16 protein-coding genes, 2 rRNA genes and 1 other annotated feature (1 of these 19 cut by a window edge) are annotated in these 19,009 nt (G+C 38.9%); all 18 genes read right to left on the bottom strand.

Features of this window, described 5'->3' with window-relative positions; translation table 11 throughout:
• Window positions 1–114: 114 nt before the first annotated feature.
• Window positions 115–771: an RNA polymerase factor sigma-70 gene (locus EGX95_RS26890; protein ID WP_000387199.1), complete on the bottom strand. Its 657-nt coding sequence runs from the start codon at window positions 769–771 to the stop codon at window positions 115–117.
• A gap of 67 nt (window positions 772–838) precedes the next feature.
• Window positions 839–1,351 carry an NYN domain-containing protein gene (locus EGX95_RS26885; protein WP_000997883.1) on the bottom strand — a complete coding sequence of 171 codons (513 nt, stop codon included), beginning with the start codon at window positions 1,349–1,351 and terminating at the stop codon, window positions 839–841.
• A gap of 3 nt (window positions 1,352–1,354) precedes the next feature.
• Window positions 1,355–2,098 carry a 23S rRNA (guanosine(2251)-2'-O)-methyltransferase RlmB gene (gene rlmB / locus EGX95_RS26880; RefSeq protein ID WP_000093759.1) on the bottom strand — a complete coding sequence of 248 codons (744 nt, stop codon included), beginning with the start codon at window positions 2,096–2,098 and terminating at the stop codon, window positions 1,355–1,357.
• Window positions 2,095–2,502, bottom strand: coding sequence for a Mini-ribonuclease 3 (locus EGX95_RS26875; RefSeq protein ID WP_000564261.1), 408 nt, complete (start codon window positions 2,500–2,502; stop codon window positions 2,095–2,097). The genes rlmB and EGX95_RS26875 overlap by 4 nt, the downstream gene beginning before the upstream one ends.
• A 2-nt stretch (window positions 2,503–2,504) precedes the next feature.
• Window positions 2,505–3,902, bottom strand: a complete 1,398-nt coding sequence (gene cysS / locus EGX95_RS26870; protein WP_000152259.1) for a cysteine--tRNA ligase — start codon at window positions 3,900–3,902, stop codon at window positions 2,505–2,507.
• Window positions 3,883–4,548, bottom strand: a complete 666-nt coding sequence (gene cysE / locus EGX95_RS26865) for a serine O-acetyltransferase (RefSeq protein ID WP_000476500.1) — start codon at window positions 4,546–4,548, stop codon at window positions 3,883–3,885. Before cysE ends, cysS begins: the two co-directional genes overlap by 20 nt.
• A 138-nt stretch (window positions 4,549–4,686) precedes the next feature.
• Window positions 4,687–4,932: a binding site (T-box leader), on the bottom strand.
• 47 nt (window positions 4,933–4,979) lie between these two features.
• Window positions 4,980–6,437, bottom strand: coding sequence for a glutamate--tRNA ligase (gene gltX / locus EGX95_RS26860; protein WP_000415154.1), 1,458 nt, complete (start codon window positions 6,435–6,437; stop codon window positions 4,980–4,982).
• An 89-nt stretch (window positions 6,438–6,526) separates the two neighbouring features.
• Entirely contained in the window at window positions 6,527–7,003 is a 477-nt protein-coding gene (ispF, locus tag EGX95_RS26855; protein ID WP_000488386.1) for a 2-C-methyl-D-erythritol 2,4-cyclodiphosphate synthase, read from the bottom strand.
• 115 nt (window positions 7,004–7,118) lie between these two features.
• The gene (ispD, locus tag EGX95_RS26850; RefSeq protein WP_000288304.1) at window positions 7,119–7,799 is read right to left on the bottom strand and encodes a 2-C-methyl-D-erythritol 4-phosphate cytidylyltransferase; all 681 of its coding nucleotides are present in this window, start codon (window positions 7,797–7,799) and stop codon (window positions 7,119–7,121) included.
• A 16-nt stretch (window positions 7,800–7,815) separates the two neighbouring features.
• Window positions 7,816–8,925 (bottom strand): PIN/TRAM domain-containing protein, encoded by a 1,110-nt coding sequence (locus EGX95_RS26845; RefSeq protein WP_000919684.1) that lies wholly within the window; start codon window positions 8,923–8,925, stop codon window positions 7,816–7,818.
• A 160-nt stretch (window positions 8,926–9,085) separates the two neighbouring features.
• Window positions 9,086–10,159 (bottom strand): DNA integrity scanning diadenylate cyclase DisA, encoded by a 1,074-nt coding sequence (disA, locus tag EGX95_RS26840; protein ID WP_000392171.1) that lies wholly within the window; start codon window positions 10,157–10,159, stop codon window positions 9,086–9,088.
• Window positions 10,160–10,162: 3 nt separating this feature from the next.
• Entirely contained in the window at window positions 10,163–11,539 is a 1,377-nt protein-coding gene (radA, locus tag EGX95_RS26835) for a DNA repair protein RadA (protein WP_001085212.1), read from the bottom strand.
• A 96-nt stretch (window positions 11,540–11,635) separates the two neighbouring features.
• Entirely contained in the window at window positions 11,636–14,071 is a 2,436-nt protein-coding gene (clpC, locus tag EGX95_RS26830; protein ID WP_000971179.1) for an ATP-dependent protease ATP-binding subunit ClpC, read from the bottom strand.
• Window positions 14,072–14,093: 22 nt separating this feature from the next.
• On the bottom strand, window positions 14,094–15,158 hold the full coding sequence (locus EGX95_RS26825; protein WP_000050825.1) for a protein-arginine kinase McsB: 1,065 nt from the start codon (window positions 15,156–15,158) through the stop codon (window positions 14,094–14,096).
• A gap of 4 nt (window positions 15,159–15,162) precedes the next feature.
• Window positions 15,163–15,711 (bottom strand): protein-arginine kinase activator protein McsA, encoded by a 549-nt coding sequence (locus tag EGX95_RS26820; protein ID WP_000128382.1) that lies wholly within the window; start codon window positions 15,709–15,711, stop codon window positions 15,163–15,165.
• Window positions 15,712–15,884: 173 nt separating this feature from the next.
• On the bottom strand, window positions 15,885–16,346 hold the full coding sequence (gene ctsR / locus EGX95_RS26815; RefSeq protein WP_001244563.1) for a transcriptional regulator CtsR: 462 nt from the start codon (window positions 16,344–16,346) through the stop codon (window positions 15,885–15,887).
• A 206-nt stretch (window positions 16,347–16,552) separates the two neighbouring features.
• Window positions 16,553–16,668: ribosomal RNA gene (gene rrf, locus EGX95_RS26810) — 5S ribosomal RNA — on the bottom strand.
• A 50-nt stretch (window positions 16,669–16,718) separates the two neighbouring features.
• A 23S ribosomal RNA gene (locus EGX95_RS26805) occupies window positions 16,719–19,009 on the bottom strand; it runs 632 nt beyond the window's last position.

The following is a 19,009-nucleotide window of genomic DNA, read 5'->3' as shown; positions in this document are numbered from 1 at the left end:
TAACATTATGTCCCTAAAAATGTATCATACAATAAAAGACAATGTCAATGACATGCCTTTTGTACTCGCTACAAAAAGAAAACAGGTGATTTTTTACACCTGTAGCTCTTGTTATTAATTTGAAGTGGTACTCTCTCTCATTTCCATATACCGTTCCAATTTCCGCTTCACTCTCTGTAAAGCGTTATCAATAGATTTCACATGTCTATTTAACTGTTCCGAAATCTCTTGATAAGAACGACCGTCTAGATATAAAGAAAGCACTTTTCTTTCTAAATCGCTTAATAATTCAGATATTTTAGATTCTATGTCGGTATATTCTTCCTGACTTATAATCATTTCTTCAGGATCAGTTACCTTCGCTTCCGAAATAACATCTAATAATGTCCGATCAGATTCCTCGTCATAAATCGGTTTATCTAAAGACACATATGAATTTAACGGAATATGTTTTTGCCTGGTTGCTGTTTTAATAGCGGTAATAATTTGTCGAGTGATACACAGTTCAGCAAATGCTTTGAATGAAGACAGCTTGTCCTCTTTATAATCACGAATCGCTTTAAACAATCCAATCATACCTTCTTGAACAATATCTTCTCGATCGGCACCCACTAAGAAATAAGATCTCGATTTCGCGCGAACAAAGTTCTTATATTTGTGAATCAAATATTCTAGAGCGTCAGTATTACCTTTTCGAACTAACTCAACGATTGCCTCATCTTCTAAATCACGAAATGTAACGTCGCCTACACTTACGAAGCCTGCTTCCACCTTGATCCCTCCGACCGCTATTTATTTAGAAATATTATACAGTAAAAAGACAAAGAGCGTCAATGCTTCAACGCTCTCCTCTTCTTAATTTTTCTAACTTTTCTGTAATATCTTTACTAAATATCTTTCGCATAGCAGGTTGCTTTTCTTTTGTGTCTTGTGTACGCCTTCTTACTTGTTGCTCCATCGCTTGTACTTCCAACTCTAATTCCCGCGCAGATTTCCGGAGCGCACCTTGAGCAAATATAACCCATTGTTCCGTATAATCAGAAGTCGCAACATATATTTGCGTATTTATATTTCTAAGCTCAATTGCAAGTTGCTCTATCTTTTCATCTGCAGTTTGATTCTTCCTCGTGAATATAACTTCCACACGTGATTGTTTCATCTTTTTTTCAATACCGTGGACTGTATAAGCATCAAAAACGATCATTACCTTTGTACCTGTGTAACCTTGGTAATCCGCCATCTTATCAATCAGTGCATCTCTTGATGATTGCAAATCTACATCCCGTAGTTTTTTCAAGTCTCCCCAAGCTCCAATAATGTTGTAACCGTCAACGATTAAAATATCGTTCATTTTTTATTTACCAATTTCGTTACGTTTACGATATACCTCATACATTAACAAACTCGCGGCCACTGAAGCATTTAAGGATGTAACTTTACCAACCATCGGTAAAGTAATTAAGAAATCACATTTTTCACCAATAATACGACTCATACCTTTTCCTTCACTTCCAATTACTAATCCAATTGGCATTTTACCATCTAAATTACGATAATCCGTTTTCCCTTTTGCATCTGTACCAGCAATCCAAAGTCCACGTTCTTTTAATTCATCGATTGTACGAGATAAATTCGTTACACGTGCAACAGGAATATATTCAATTGCCCCAGTAGATGCTTTCGCAACTGATGCAGTAAGTCCCACAGCTCTTCTTTTCGGAATTATAATTCCATGAGCTCCTGTCGCATCCGCAGTACGCATAATAGAACCGAGGTTATGCGGGTCTTCAATTTCATCTAAAATTAAGAAGAACGGATCTTCGTTACGCTTCTCTGCTACTTTGAATAGATCTTCTAGCTCAGCATATTGATATGCGGCCACTTGAGCAATTACACCTTGATGGTTCCCCTCAACTAATTGATCTAACTTCTTTTTTGGTGCATGTTGCAAAATAATTTTATTTTCTTTCGCTAGTGCTAGTACAATTTGTACTTGTCCTTTGGCAGCACCTTCTGCGATCCAAATTTTATTAATATCTCTCCCTGATCGTAACGCTTCAATTACAGGGTTACGTCCGATAATATATTCACTACTCATGATGATGTGCCCCCTTCCTTTTCTTCTAGAACAGCAATTGCCTTATATACAATTTCGTCTAATCTTTCACGATTATTTAATAAGTGATGATAGCCAATTAACGCTTCAAAGGCTGTACTATGTCGATATGTTTGTACATCTGTATTTTTCGGAACAGTACCTGAATTTGCATTACGCCCTCTTCTTAGTACTGCCTCTTCTTCCTCAGTTAAAAATGCTGTCTCTAATAAATGATAAACAACTTTCGCCTGTGCTTTTGCCGAAACAAAGCTTGTCCCTAATCGATGCAACTGATTAGGACGAACCTTCCCTTTTTGAAGTAGGTGATAGCGGATATATTGTTCATATACCGCATCACCCATATATGCTAACGCTAAGCTGTTTAATTGCTTTGCATCAATCATTCTTATCCTCTTTTCCATCTTGTACCTTGAGCGGTATCTTCTAAAATAATATTACGATCTTTTAAATCATCGCGAATTTGATCTGATAATGCAAAATCACGATTTTTACGAGCTTCAATACGTTTTTGAATAAGCGCTTCAATTTCTTCATCTAGTAACTCTTCTTGCGCTAATTCTAACCCTAGAATATCAAATAATGTTTCAAGTTGTTTTACGTATGCTTGAATTACCACTGTAGACGTATGTTCTTCCAGTAAATATTGATTTGCATGATTTGCTACATTATATAACTCAGTGATTGCATTGGCAGTATTGAAGTCATCATTCATCGCTTCTTCAAATGCAGTTTGGAATTTTTTCAGGTCAGCTAACCACTTCTCATCATGATCTGTTAAATCCGTACTACTTTCCATACGGTGTTTTAAATTACCGTAAGCTGTTTTAATTCTTTCCAGTCCGTTATTTGTGCTTCGTAATAACTCTTCACTGAAATTAATTGGATGACGGTAATGTACTGATAGCATAAAGAATCTAATTAACTGCGGATCATATTGCTTAATGATATCGTGAACTAAAATGAAGTTCCCAAGTGACTTAGACATTTTCTCATTATTAATATTAATATATCCATTGTGCATCCAATAACGTGCAAATGTTTTTCCTGTTAACGCCTCAGACTGCGCGATTTCATTCTCGTGATGAGGAAATGCCAAGTCTTGACCACCAGCGTGAATATCAATTGTATCCCCTAAGTATTTACGCGCCATTGCCGAGCACTCGATATGCCAGCCTGGGCGACCTTGACCCCAAGGGCTTTCCCAGAAGATTTCTCCTTCTTTCGCAGCTTTCCATAGTGCAAAATCAAGAGGGTCTTGTTTCTTTTCTCCTACTTCAATACGCGCACCGTGACGTAAGTCCGCGATCGGTTGATGTGATAACTTACCGTACCCTTCGAATTCCTTCGTTCTAAAGTACACATCCCCTTCTGATTCATATGCATATCCTTTATTCACAAGTTCTTGAATAAATTCAATAATGATGTCCATATTTTCTGTTACACGCGGATGAACTGTTGCATGTTTGCAACCTAGTGCCGTTACATCTTCAAAGTACGCTTCCACGAAACGGTCCGCAATTGTCGGCACATCTTCGCCTAACTCATTTGCCGCTTTAATTAATTTATCATCTACGTCAGTAAAGTTAGATACATACTGCACATCGTATCCTTTATATTCTAAATAACGGCGCACTGTATCAAATACCATAGGTGGTCTTGCGTTCCCGATGTGAATATAGTTATAAACTGTAGGTCCGCATACATACATCTTTACCTTATTTTCTTCTAATGGAATAAACTCTTCCTTTTGACGTGTTAACGTATTATAAATGTGAATAGTCATTTTTATCCTTCCTTTCTACCTTTACTTCAAGTTGTTTTTTCAATTTATCAAGTTCTACTTCCATGACCTTTAATTTATCAAAAATTGGGTCTGGAAGATCGGAATGATTCAATTCTTGACCAATCTTTACGCCATTTTGAATAACGACTCGGCCAGGTATACCTACAACTGTAGAATGTGCAGGGACTTCTTTTAATACGACAGAACCTGCTCCAATTTTAGAATTCTCTCCAACTGTAATCGAACCCAGTACTTTAGCACCTGTTGCAATTAATACATTATCCTGAATTGTAGGGTGCCTCTTTCCCTTTTCTTTACCCGTACCACCTAATGTAACTCCTTGATAGATTGTTACATTATCACCAATTTCGCACGTTTCTCCAATTACAACCCCCATTCCATGGTCAATGAAAAAACGACGACCAATTGTTGCTCCTGGATGAATCTCAATGCCAGTAAAGAAACGACTAACTTGTGAGATCCAACGTGCAATAAAGAAGAAATTCTTTTTATAAAAAGCATGTGCAATTCGATGGGCCCAAACTGCATGTAATCCAGAGTAAGTCAAAATGACTTCGAAATAACTTCTTGCCGCTGGATCCTGTTCAAAAACGACTTCAATATCTTCCCGAAGCCTCTTAAACATCGACGTTCCCTCCCCTTTATGGGCTGCTTTTTCGAGTGAACTAACTCCCTACTTATCCCCCTAAATCTTTATACACGTGGATAAAACTTATACTCATACCCAATTTTACGGTATAAAAAAAGACGTCTCTGTCATATTGACAGAGACGCCTTATAAGCGCGGTTCCACTCTGTTTAGGCTAAAAAAAGCCTCAAACTCATCTCTGATAACGGTGTACACCGCTTCTGCTTACTTTACGTCCTAAGACGTTTCGCAAAACAATTTGCTGTTCAGCAGAAGACTCGAAGGGGCATTTCAAAAATCCGCTTATAAACCACTTCCAGCCTAAGGTGGTTCTCTCTGTAAAAAGCCTGATTTTCTACTTCTCCTTCTCGTCGCTTTTCCTTATTAGGTTTTAAGTATACTTATTATATTTCTAAACCTAGAAAATGTTAACCAATTACTTTTTGAAGACGATTTAAAACTTTTTCTTTTCCAAGAAGTGCAATAGCATTAGGAAGCTCTGGACCGTGTGTTTGACCAGTAGTTGCAACACGGATTGGCATAAATAAGTTTTTACCTTTATGACCTGTTTCCTTTTGAACTGCTTTAATAGCCGCCTTAATTGCTGCCGGTTCCATAGCTTCTAGTGCTTCTACTTGACCAGCAAATGCACGAAGTACTTCTGGTACTTGTTCACCTTTTAATACTTCTTGTCCTTCTTCTTCATAATCAACATGATCTTTGAAGAACATTTCAGAAAGCTCTACAATTTCAGCTCCAAAGCTCATTTGTTCATGATATAACGCAATTACATCACGAATCCAAGCTTGTTCTTGTTCACTTAAAGTTTCACCTATACGTCCAGCCTTCACTAAATGCGGTAAGCTTAATTCTACCACCGTATCTAAATCTTGCTTTTTCATATATTGGTTGTTCATCCATTTTAGTTTTTGAGAATCAAATAATGCAGGTGATTTTGATAAACGAGCTGCATCAAACATTTTGATAAACTCTTCTTGAGAGAAGATTTCTTCTTCTCCTACTGGCGACCAACCTAGTAGTGCAATAAAGTTAAAGATTGCTTCTGGAAGATATCCAAGCTCTTTATATTGCTCAATAAATTGAATAATAGATTCATCACGCTTACTTAATTTTTTACGGCTTTCATTTACAATTAAAGTCATATGACCGAATTGCGGAATATCCCAACCGAAAGCTTCATAAATCATCATTTGTTTTGGCGTGTTTGAAATATGGTCATCACCACGAAGTACGTGTGTAATTTCCATTAAGTGATCATCTACTGCTACTGCAAAGTTATAAGTTGGAATTCCATCTTTTTTCACGATAACGAAATCACCGAAATCATTTGAGTGGAATGCAACTTCATCTTTTACAATATCTTTAAATGTGTAATCACGGTCAGCTGGTACGCGGAAACGAATACTTGGAATACGTCCCTCAGCTTCAAATTCTTTCACTTGCGCTTCAGTTAAATCACGGTGGTTACCTGCGTAACGAGGTGTTTCACCACGAGCAATTTGCCCTTCGCGTTCTGCTTCTAGCTCTTCTTCTGTCATATAACATTTGTAAGCTAAACCACGCTCTAATAAATCTTCATATAACTTTTTATAAATATCTAAACGCTCTGTTTGACGATATGGTCCAAATTCACCACCAACATCAACACCTTCATCCCAGTCCATACCGAGCCATTTCAAGTATTTTAATTGGCTTTCTTCTCCACCAGCAACATTACGTTTTACATCAGTATCTTCAATACGAATAATAAACTTACCATCTTGATGACGAGCAAATAAATAATTAAATAATGCCGTACGCGCATTTCCGATATGTAAGTGTCCTGTTGGACTTGGCGCATAGCGCACTCTCACTTGCTTTTCCATAATTGGTACACCTTCCATTCTTAATGTCAACACATTCTATAATTGTACACCAAAAAAATGTGATTATCCATCTTACGAATTAAAAACCATTATTTTTTCTGTAATAAAACAACTGCTTGAGAAGCAATTCCTTCTTCTCTACCTGTAAATCCTAATTTTTCTGTTGTTGTTGCCTTTACATTGATATTATCGATAGACGTTTCTAATAGCTCACTAATGCGTTTGCGCATACTTTCAATATGTGGTGCCATTTTTGGCTTTTGAGCAATAATTGTACAATCTAAATTCCCTAATTCATAACCTTGTTCACGCACAAACTCCCAAACCTTTTGCAATAATACAGCTGAATCAGCATCTTTAAAGGCAGGGTCTGTATCAGGAAAATGTTTCCCAATATCTCCTGCTGCAATTGCACCTAAACACGCATCCGCGATTGTATGTAACAATACATCTGCATCAGAGTGACCGATTAATCCTTTCTCATGTGGAATTGTAATTCCGCCAATAATTAACGGTCTACCTTCCGCGAATTCATGCACATCAAAACCTTGTCCAATTCGAAACATTTTTTACATCCTCCTCGAGCTAAACTACTGAGCTTTATGATTCTATATTATATTGCTATCCTTATAAAGAAAAGCCCGGCCTTTGCCGAGCTTCTCTTCGCTATAATCATTGCTATCATTTCTTTTGAACGTGAAGAAAACTTTCAGCAATTAGTAAATCCTCTGGGGTCGTCACTTTAATATTATAGTAACTCCCCTCTACTACACCTACTTGCTTCCCGATACGTTCTACGAGACTTGCATCATCTGTACCAAGGAAACAACTCTGCTTCGCACTTCTATGAGCTTCTAACAAAAGAGAAACAGAGAACCCTTGCGGTGTTTGAACAGCTTTAAGTTGAGATCTTTCTACCGTTTCGACAACAACACCCTGCTCTACTTTCTTAACAGTATCTTTCACTGGCACCGCACAAATGGAAGCTCCATATTTTTCTGCTGCAGTTAATACGTCTTGGATCACTTTATTCGTTACGAACGGGCGCGCACCGTCATGTACAAGAACATACTCAACATCACTCGTATGCTGAATCGCATTATATACACTATCTTGTCTTTCAGCTCCACCTTGAATAAATTGTACTGGCTTTGCAACCGGATACTTTTGCATTAACTCTTCAAAATACGGACGCTCTTCTTCGTTAATTGCCATAATAATATTTTTACATGCTTTATCCTGTTCGAAAGCACGTAACGTATGCACAATAATCGGTACTTCATTAATAAGTAAGAACAACTTATTTTTGCCAGCACCCATCCGCTTTCCTTGACCAGCTGCTGGAATAATTAATGTATACATATTAATAATCCTCTACTTATAATGCTTTTTCTAATAATTTACGTTTGGCAAAAATCATGCGCCCAGCCGACGTTTGTAACACACTCGTAACGAGTACATCGAGTTGTGAGCCTACATATTCTCTACCATCTTCTACTACAATCATCGTGCCGTCATCTAAATATGCTACACCTTGATTTTGTTCTTTTCCATCTTTTACAACATAAACACTTAATTCTTCACCTGGGAGTACAACAGGTTTAATTGCATTAGCTAAATCATTAATGTTTAACACCGTTACCCCTTGTAATTCAGAGACTTTGTTTAAGTTGAAGTCATTCGTTACTACCGTTCCACCAGTGATTTTCGCCAACTTTACAAGTTTGCTATCCACTTCCTGAATATCATCGAAATCGCCTTCATAAATTTCTACCGGGATCGGCATCTCTTTTTGAATACGATTTAAAATATCTAATCCTCTGCGACCACGATTACGTTTTAAAGCATCAGAAGAATCGGCAATGTGCTGAAGTTCTTCTAACACGAATTGCGGAATGACAATTGTTCCTTCTAAAAACTTTGTTTGGCAAATATCAGCAATACGTCCATCGATAATTACACTTGTATCGAGAATTTTCCAATGCGCTAAAGATTCTTCTACCTCATTTTCTGGTTCTTCATTCTCACTATTATTATTTTTCTTCTTCCCACGTTGTGGTAATGTAAATAATCCTAGCAATTCATTCCTCTTTTTAAACCCTACTTGGAATCCTAAATATCCTAGTAAAAGAGTAAAGAACACTTGCAACACTGTACTAATAACTGGAATTGTAAATTCACGAATTGGTATTAAAATTAAATACGCAACAATAAGCCCAGAGATTAAACCTAATGTACCAAACAAAACATCTGCTACAGGCGCTTTTACAAGAGCCTCTTCAATATGCTTAATAAGTTGAACAATATAATCTACAAGCCAAAATGTTGTTAAAAATAAAATAATTGCACCAATAATTGCACGAACATACGATCCTTCCAATAAAGGAACGGCACCGATGTCTAATACATTAATAACTTTTGGGATTAAGTAAATCCCTAACGCTCCCCCGATTACTAAAAAGAAGAGCTGTACAATCCGTTTTAACATCCAACCACCTCCTACTCATTATTAACCATTGTTTCGCTAATCAAAACGCCGAATGCAAAAGCGGACGTGTTTTTTTATAAATAGTTTTATTTACCAATATATCATATCATATACCAAAAATGTTCTAGTGTCGTTATATTATGGAATCAATGTAATATTCTTAATTGTGTCTACTCATATAGAGATGCTCTTGAATTCTTTTTAGGCCTTCTCGTATTTTCTTCGCCCTGACTTCTCCAATTCCTTCCACATCATCTAATTCATTAATAGTTGCACGACAAACACCTTGCAAAGTTTTAAATCGATTAATTAAATTTTCAATGATAAGTGGTGGAACACGCGAAATTTTGCTTGTGATTCGGTATCCTCTCGGCGTCACACTTTCTTCTAAACTCGTTTGTCCTGGGTATCCAAGCAATTTAACTAAATCACTGTCCTCTAGAAGTTGTGTATTCGCAAGTTCTTGTAACTTTTTCAAAATTTGATGATGGTCTTGTGTTTTTTCTTGATAGTAATCTTTAATTAATAGCGCTGCCTCTGCTTCTAAGTCGGCTAATAGTTCCGTAAGTTGTAAACGAATTAACCTACCTTCTGTTCCCAATTCATGAATATAGCTCAATATTTCATTTTTAATACGTAGTACCATTTCAACACTATGTAAAACATGGACTACCTCGGACATTGTAACAACCTCTTCAAATTCTAGAATGCCCAAATTCGTAATCCCATCATTCCATACAGCCTTATATTTTTCTAACGTTTGGATAGCTTGATTCGCCTTTGTTAAAATAACGCCTATATCTTTTAGTGTATAACGTAAATTCCCTTGATATAGCGTAATTACGTTACGTCTTTGTGAAATAGCCACAACAAGGCTGCCTGTCTGCTTTGCTACACGCTCCGCCGTTCGGTGGCGCATACCTGTCTCAATAGAGTCAATAGATGACTCTGGAACTAACTGTGCGTTCGAAATCAAAATTTTACTTCCCGTTTCATTTAAAATAAGTGCCCCATCCATTTTTGCTAATTCATATAAACTAGCTGGAGAGAATGCACAATTAATATGAAAACCTCCATCAACAATACTTTTAATCTGCTCATTATATCCAAGAACAATTAATCCCCCTGTTTGTGCGCGAAGTACATTATCTATCCCTTCGCGCAGTGGTGTTCCCGGGGCCACAAGTTGTAAAATATTAATCATACTTTTGACACGTTGCTTGTTTTCTTCCATAGCCTAGCCTCCTAATGTCAAACGAAGTGCTTCTCCTAAATTAGATACACCAACTACCTCAATCCCATCTGGAATTGTCCATCCTCCCAAATTTTTTCTAGGAATAATAGCGCGTTGAAATCCTAATTTAGCTGCTTCTTGTACACGTTGTTCAATTCTTGATACTCTTCTTATTTCTCCAGTTAATCCTACTTCTCCTATTACTGCATCGGTTGGTGCCGTAGATTTATCTCTAAAACTTGAAGCTATACTTAAAGCGACAGCTAAATCAATTGCTGGTTCATCTAACTTCAAACCACCTGCTACTTTTAAATATGCATCCTGATTTTGCAATAATAAGCCTGTTCTTTTTTCTAGCACTGCCATAATAAGCGATACACGGTTATGATCAATTCCCGTTGCCATTCTTCGAGGGTTTCCAAAACTAGTAGGGGAAATTAATGCTTGTATTTCTACTAAAACTGGTCTTGTTCCTTCCATTGAGGCAACCACTGTTGATCCTGCAACCCCAACTGGTCTTTCCTCAAGAAAAATTTCAGAAGGGTTTAATACTTCTGCAAGGCCAAGCTCTTTCATTTCAAAAATACCCATTTCATTCGTAGAACCAAAACGATTCTTTACTGCTCGCAAAATGCGGTATGTATGATGACGGTCTCCTTCAAAGTAAAGAACTGCATCGACCATATGTTCTAACATACGAGGTCCTGCAATTGCTCCCTCTTTTGTCACATGTCCAACGATAAAAATAGGGATTCCTTTCGTTTTTGCAAGTTTCATTAATTCCGCTGTACATTCACGAACTTGTGCCACACTTCCCGGTGCTGATGTTACTTCAGGTAGATGTATTGTTTGAATAGAATCAATAACAACAAAGGCTGGGTTCACCTCTTCAATATGTGTTGCAATTCGCTGTAAGTCCGTCTCTGATACAACAAATAGATTACTACCATTTACATGTAAACGATCCGCACGCAGTTTAATCTGTTTTGCTGATTCTTCACCCGATATATATAGGACATCATATGAAGAATCCGCTAATTGTGATGATATTTGTAATAGTAACGTTGATTTTCCAATCCCGGGGTCTCCACCAATCAGTACTAAGGATCCATCTACAATCCCGCCACCAAGTACACGGTTAAATTCTTGAAATTTTGTTTCAATACGCGCCTCAGACTTTGTTTCCACTTCTGTTAGACGTCTTGGTTTTGTTACTTCTGTTTGAATTGCATTCGCATAATTAAGGCGCCTTGATGATACAACCGGTTCCATCTCTTCAACAAGCGTATTCCATTGACCACATCCAGGGCATTTCCCCATATATTTTGGTGACTGATACCCACACTCTTGACATGTGAATTTTGTTTTCTTTTTAGCCATATCGTTTTATATCTCACTTCACTTTCATCTATAAACAATTTATCCTTATCGTACAAGAAAGAGGGCTATCTCGTAGCCCTCTTAGTTTGTCTATACTTATTTTACCTTTTCAGCACTATGAATGACAAATGATTCTCCTTCAACATCAAAGATAACTTTTTGTCCTTTCTCAATAGCACCTTTTAAAAGTTCTTCCGATAGTCTATCTTCTACATGTTTCTGAATTGCTCTACGAAGCGGACGAGCACCGTACTCTCGGTCAAACCCTTTATCAGCAATAGCCGAAATCGCTCCTTCTGTTAAATGCAATTCAATTTCTTGCTCTTTTAAGCGATTTACTAACTGATTTACCATAAGTGTTACAATCTCTTGAATATGTTTTTTCTCAAGCATATGGAACACGATAATTTCATCAATACGGTTTAAGAATTCTGGACGGAATGCCTTTTTCAGTTCATCCATTACTTTACCTTTCATATCTGAATAATCGCGGCTCTCATCTTGTACGTTAAATCCAAGATGTTTATTACGTTTTAACGCTTCTGCACCAACGTTAGATGTCATAATAACAATTGTATTACGGAAATCAACTGTACGCCCTTTAGAATCTGTTAAGCGACCATCTTCTAATACTTGTAGTAAAATGTTAAACACATCAGGATGAGCTTTCTCTACTTCATCTAATAAGACAACTGAATATGGCTTACGGCGAACCTTTTCTGTTAATTGTCCACCTTCTTCATATCCAACATATCCTGGAGGAGATCCAACTAAACGAGAAGTAGAATGCTTCTCCATGTACTCAGACATATCGATGCGAATCATTGCATCCTCATCACCGAACATAGATTCTGCCAACGCTCTTGCTAGCTCCGTTTTACCTACACCTGTTGGTCCTAAGAAAATAAATGAACCAATCGGACGTTTCGGATCTTTCAAGCCTGCTCTAGCACGACGAACAGCTTTCGCTACAGCTACTACCGCTTCATCTTGACCAATAACACGATCGTGAAGAATCGATTCTAAGTTTAATAATTTATCAGTCTCTGTTTGTGCAAGCTTAGAAACCGGGATACGAGTCCACGTAGAAACAACATTTGCAATATCTTCTACTGTCACTTCTGAGTTTTCTTTTCCTTGTTGCTCTTTCCATTGACGCTTCGTATCTTCTAACTTCTCACGTAAACGTTGTTCCATATCACGTAAGGAAGCAGCTTTTTCAAACTCTTGACTTTGTACAGCTGCATCTTTTTCTTTTCTAATTTCCTCAAGCTTCACTTCAAGCTCTTTTAGATTTGGTGGTGTTGTATAAGAGCGTAAGCGAACCTTTGAAGCAGCTTCATCAATTAAATCAATTGCTTTATCTGGTAAGAAACGATCTGTAATATAACGATCTGAAAGCTTTACAGCTGCATCAATTGCATCATCTGTAATAGATACGCGGTGATGTGCCTCATAACGATCGCGTAAACCTTTCAAAATTTGAGTTGATTCATCTAAACTTGGCTCATCAACGTGAATTGGTTGGAAACGTCTCTCTAAAGCTGCGTCTTTTTCAATATATTTGCGGTATTCATCTAACGTTGTCGCTCCAATACATTGTAATTCCCCACGAGCTAAAGATGGTTTTAAAATGTTCGATGCGTCAATAGCACCTTCTGCTCCACCTGCACCAATTAATGTATGAAGTTCATCAATAAATAGAATGATATTTCCTGCTTGGCGGATTTCATCCATTACTTTCTTCAAACGGTCTTCAAATTCACCACGGTATTTCGTTCCGGCTACCACTGTACCCATATCTAGTGTCATAACACGCTTATCTCTTAAAGTTTCAGGAACTTCATTATTTACGATTTGTTGTGCTAATCCTTCTGCAATTGCCGTTTTACCTACACCAGGCTCCCCAATTAATACAGGATTGTTTTTCGTTCTACGGCTTAAAACTTCAATTACACGTTGAATTTCTTTACCACGTCCAATAACAGGGTCTAAACGATTTTCACGTGCAACAACTGTTAAATCACGTGCTAAGCTATCAAGTGTTGGTGTATTTGCATTTGTTGAAGAACCACCTTGATGACCTGAACTTGCTTCATTACTTCCAAGAAGTTGCAATACTTGTTGTCTTGCCTTATTTAAGCTAACACCTAAGTTATTTAAAACACGTGCTGCTACCCCTTCACCCTCGCGGATTAAACCAAGTAGAATATGTTCTGTTCCAACGTAAGAATGACCTAATTTACGAGCTTCATCCATAGACAGCTCAATAACCTTTTTAGCACGCGGTGTATAATGTACGGTTTGAGAAGCTTCTGTTCCGCGTCCAATTAACGCTTCTACTTCTTTTTGAACTTTCTCCGGGCTTAATCCAAGAGCAATCAACGCTTTTGCTGCAATTCCTTCACCTTCGCGTACAAGCCCAAGTAAAATATGTTCTGTTCCAATATTGTTATGCCCAATACGAATCGCTTCCTCTTGAGATAAAGCTAATACTTTCTGTGCTCTTTCTGTAAATCTTCCAAACATCATAGAAATCGCCTCCTACTTGCGCTTAGTTTTTTTCAATACGTAATCGCTCACGGATTAAGGTTGCTCTTCGATAATCTCTTTCTTCTGGCCCTAAAGGTCCTCCCGCATATTGTTGTAAAATGCCTGGTTGTGTAAGAACCATTAGCTCAGTCAAAATATTTCTCGATATACCTTTTATATATCCTAAATCAATACCAAGTCGTAAATCTGATAAGCAATTGGCTGCTTCCGCAGATTGAATTAAACGACTGTTGGCTAGTATGCCATAAGAGCGATAAACTTTATCTTCAAGCTCAATACTTGAATTTTGTACAATTAATTCTCTAGCCATCTTTTCTTGCTGTATGATTTGTTGAATGACACTCTTTAAATCTGCAATAATATCTTCTTCAGATTTTCCTAGCGTCATTTGGTTTGACACTTGAAATATATTACCTAACGCTTCGCTACCTTCACCGTATATTCCTCTTACTACTAACCCTAATTTTTGAATTACTTGTATAATACGGCTAATTCTTTTCGTTAAAACGAGCCCTGGTAAATGGATCATTACGGAAGCCCTAAGTCCTGTACCAACGTTAGTAGGGCAGCTCGTAATATATCCAAGTGATTCATCAAAAGCATATTCAACCTCTTTCTCAATCCAATTATCTATTTGATTGGCACTTTGAAGGGCCTCTGATAACTGCAATCCTGAAAATAAGCACTGAATCCGAATATGGTCTTCTTCATTCAGCATAACACTAATATGTTCGTTTTCTGACAATAGACACGCTCCATATTCTGTTCCTGCAAGGTTGGGACTAATTAAATGCTTTTCAACTAATACTCTCCTTTGAAGAGGCGTTAATTCATTCATTTTTAATAGTTCAAACTCTCCAAAAGGTTCTACTGTTTTATTTATAAATTCCTTTTTAAATAATTCTTGAATCTGTTTAGCTTCTTCTTCGTTTTGCATAGTAGAGAATTGATATTTTTTAAAATTACGAGCCAAACGAATTCGACTACTTAAAACAATATCAGAATCAGGGCCATCTCCCTTCATCCATGGACTAATCGCTTCATTCATAATTTTGTCCAGTGACATAGAACTATTCCCCCTCTCTATGCTCACTAAGCTGAGTTTCAAGATTTCTAATTTTATCCCTTACTCCAGCAGCTTTCTCAAATTCCTCTTTCTGTACGTATTGTTTCAGAATGAGTTTTAGTTCATCTAATTCTTTCTTTAAGTGAATATTTCCTTCTATACGCTTCGGAATTTTTCCACAATGATCTGTATGCCCGCCGTGAAGACGTTTTAATAACGGCTTTAAATGTTCCTTAAATGTATCGTAACAAGAAGCACATCCAAAGCGTCCTACCTTTGTAAGTTGCTCATATGTCATTTTACAATTTGGACATCTTAATATATTTGTGTTCGAAAATCCGCTTTTTTCTTCTTCAAACATTGTTGATTCACCATGTAATAACCCAGCAAATAAATCATGGAATGAAAAGTTAGACTGCGATGATTGAAAGAAAGACGTATAGCCACTTTGTTCTGCACATTGCTCACAAAGATGAACTTCCGCCTTCTTTTCGTTAATTACTTTTGTATAATGTAAAGTTGCTGGTCTTATATTACAGTTTTGACAAGTCATCACTATCCCCACCTTTACAACAGGAACGATCTATCTCATAGTACTTTTCATACATTACTAGACTGTTCACTTTCCTTTATTCGTTTACATAAAAGTGCGTGTTCTTTTTTCAAAACTTCTACAATATTTAACTGCCTTATCTTTTAGTTATTATTCTTTTACAAAAGCTGTATTTATTTATATTTCAGTGTTCTTAACATTGCGCATAATATTCGAGCCCTAAGTTCATCTCGAGAAGGAACATCCATTGATAATACAGAACGATCTAGTACGCTTAACATAAGTTTAGCTTCACGATTCGTTATGATTCCCTCTTCTATTAAACGTATAATCATACTCTCTGCATTTCCTTGCGCAACGCTATGATCAATCATATGAAGCATTTGATCAATAATGTCTATATCGTCATGCAGTTTGACTTTTATAATGCGAATGTAACCTCCTCCACCACGTTTACTTTCTACTACAAATCCTCTTTCTAACGTAAAACGGGTATTGATCACATAATTGATTTGAGATGGTACGCACTCGAATCGATCCGCAATCTCATTTCTCTTGATTTCAATCACATTATTATTACTTAAGTCAATAACTTGCTTTAGATATTGCTCAATGATATCAGATATATTTCTCATTTATCCGCCACCTTTATTGACTTTGACTATCTTTGACTTTAATTATATACGTATTAATAAAATTTGCAACTCTTTTGCTTATTTACTATCCTAGCCACATTCCCCTGTATTTAATCAAAATAATAATTATTTAAATACATTTTTTATTACTATGGATTATAAAAGAAAACACGAAAAAACACGAGTCATTTGACTCGTGCTTAGTTGCTTGGCGACGTCCTACTCTCACAGGGACAAGGTCCCAACTACCATCGGCGCTAGAGAGCTTAACTTCCGTGTTCGGTATGGGAACGGGTGTGACCTCTCTGCCATCATCACCAAACTATTGAAGGCATATTCCTTCAAAACTAGATAACATTTGCTACATATTATATGGTTAAGTCCTCGATCTATTAGTATTCGTCAGCTCCACATGTCACCATGCTTCCACCTCGAACCTATCAACCTGATCATCTTTCAGGGATCTTACTAGCTTACGCTATGGGAAATCTCATCTTGAGGGGGGCTTCATGCTTAGATGCTTTCAGCACTTATCCCTTCCGCACATAGCTACCCAGCTATGCCCTTGGCAGAACAACTGGTACACCAGCGGTGCGTCCATCCCGGTCCTCTCGTACTAAGGACAGCTCCTCTCAAATTTCCTACGCCCACGACGGATAGGGACCGAACTGTCTCACGACGTTCTGAACCCAGCTCGCGTACCGCTTTAATGGGCGAACAGCCCAACCCTTGGGACCGACTACAGCCCCAGGATGCGATGAGCCGACATCGAGGTGCCAAACCTCCCCGTCGATGTGGACTCTTGGGGGAGATAAGCCTGTTATCCCCGGGGTAGCTTTTATCCGTTGAGCGATGGCCCTTCCATGCGGAACCACCGGATCACTAAGCCCGACTTTCGTCCCTGCTCGACTTGTAGGTCTCGCAGTCAAGCTCCCTTATGCCTTTGCACTCTACGAATGATTTCCAACCATTCTGAGGGAACCTTTGGGCGCCTCCGTTACACTTTAGGAGGCGACCGCCCCAGTCAAACTGCCCACCTGACACTGTCTCCCGGGTCGATAAGACCCGTAGGTTAGAATTTCAATACAGTCAGGGCGGTATCCCACCAGCGCCTCCACCGAAGCTAGCGCTCCGGTTTCAAAGGCTCCCGCCTATCCTGTACAAACTGTACCAAAATTCAATATCAGGCTACAGTAAAGCTCCACGGGGTCTTTCCGTCCTGTCGCGGGTAACCTGCATCTTCACAGGTACTATAATTTCACCGAGTCTCTGGTTGAGACAGTGCCCAAATCGTTACACCTTTCGTGCGGGTCGGAACTTACCCGACAAGGAATTTCGCTACCTTAGGACCGTTATAGTTACGGCCGCCGTTTACTGGGGCTTCAGTTCAGAGCTTCGCTTACGCTAACCCCTCTCCTTAACCTTCCAGCACCGGGCAGGTGTCACCCCCTATACTTCGCCTTACGGCTTCGCAGAGAGCTGTGTTTTTGCTAAACAGTCGCTTGGGCCTATTCACTGCGGCTTTCCGTTAAGAAAGCACCCCTTCTCCCGAAGTTACGGGGTCATTTTGCCGAGTTCCTTAACCAGAGTTCTCTCGCACACCTTAGGATTCTCTCCTCGCCTACCTGTGTCGGTTTGCGGTACAGGCACCTTTTATCTCGCTAGAAGCTTTTCTTGGCAGCGGGGAATCAAAGACTTCGCTCCATAAGGAGCTTCCCCATCACAGCTCAGCCTTTACGATAAGCGGATTTGCCTACTTATCAGCCTAACTGCTTGGACGTGCACAACCAATCGCACGCTTCTTCTATCCTTCTGCGTCCCTCCATTGCTCAAACGATAAAGAGGTGGTACAGGAATATCAACCTGTTGTCCATCGCCTACGCCTGTCGGCCTCGGCTTAGGTCCTGACTAACCCTGAGCGGACGAGCCTTCCTCAGGAAACCTTAGGCATTCGGTGGACGGGATTCTCACCCGTCTTTCGCTACTCATACCGGCATTCTCACTTCTAAGCACTCCACCAGTCCTTCCGGTCTGACTTCACTGTCCTTAGAACGCTCCCCTACCACTGATACCATTCGGTATCAATCCGCAGCTTCGGTGGTGTATTTAGCCCCGGTACATTTTCGGCGCAGAGTCACTCGACTAGTGAGCTATTACGCACTCTTTAAATGGTGGCTGCTTCTAAGCCAACATCCTAGTTGTCTAAGCAACTCCACATCCTTTTCCACTTAATACACACTTTGGGACCTTAGCTGGCGGTCTGGGCTGTTTCCCTTTTGACTACGGATCTTATCACTCGCAGTCTGACTCCTAAGGATAAGTCATTGGCATTCGGAGTTTGACTGAATTCGGTAATCCGATGAGGACCCCTAGTCCAATCAGTGCTCTACCTCCAAGACTCTTACACTTAAGGCTAGCCCTAAAGCTATTTCGGGGAGAACCAGCTATCTCCAGGTTCGATTGAAATTTCTCCGCTACCCACACCTCATCCCCGCACTTTTCAACGTGCGTGGGTTCGGGCCTCCATTCAGTGTTACCTGAACTTCACCCTGGACATGGGTAGATCACCTGGTTTCGGGTCTACGACCACGTACTAAACGCCCTATTCAGACTCGCTTTCGCTGCGGCTCCGCCTCTTCAGCTTAACCTCGCACGGGATCGTA

The organism is Bacillus sp. FDAARGOS_527 (assembly GCF_003812125.1).
Classification (GTDB): Bacteria; Bacillota; Bacilli; order Bacillales; family Bacillaceae_G; genus Bacillus_A; species Bacillus_A paranthracis.
This window is presented reverse-complemented; position numbering and strand designations above follow the sequence as displayed.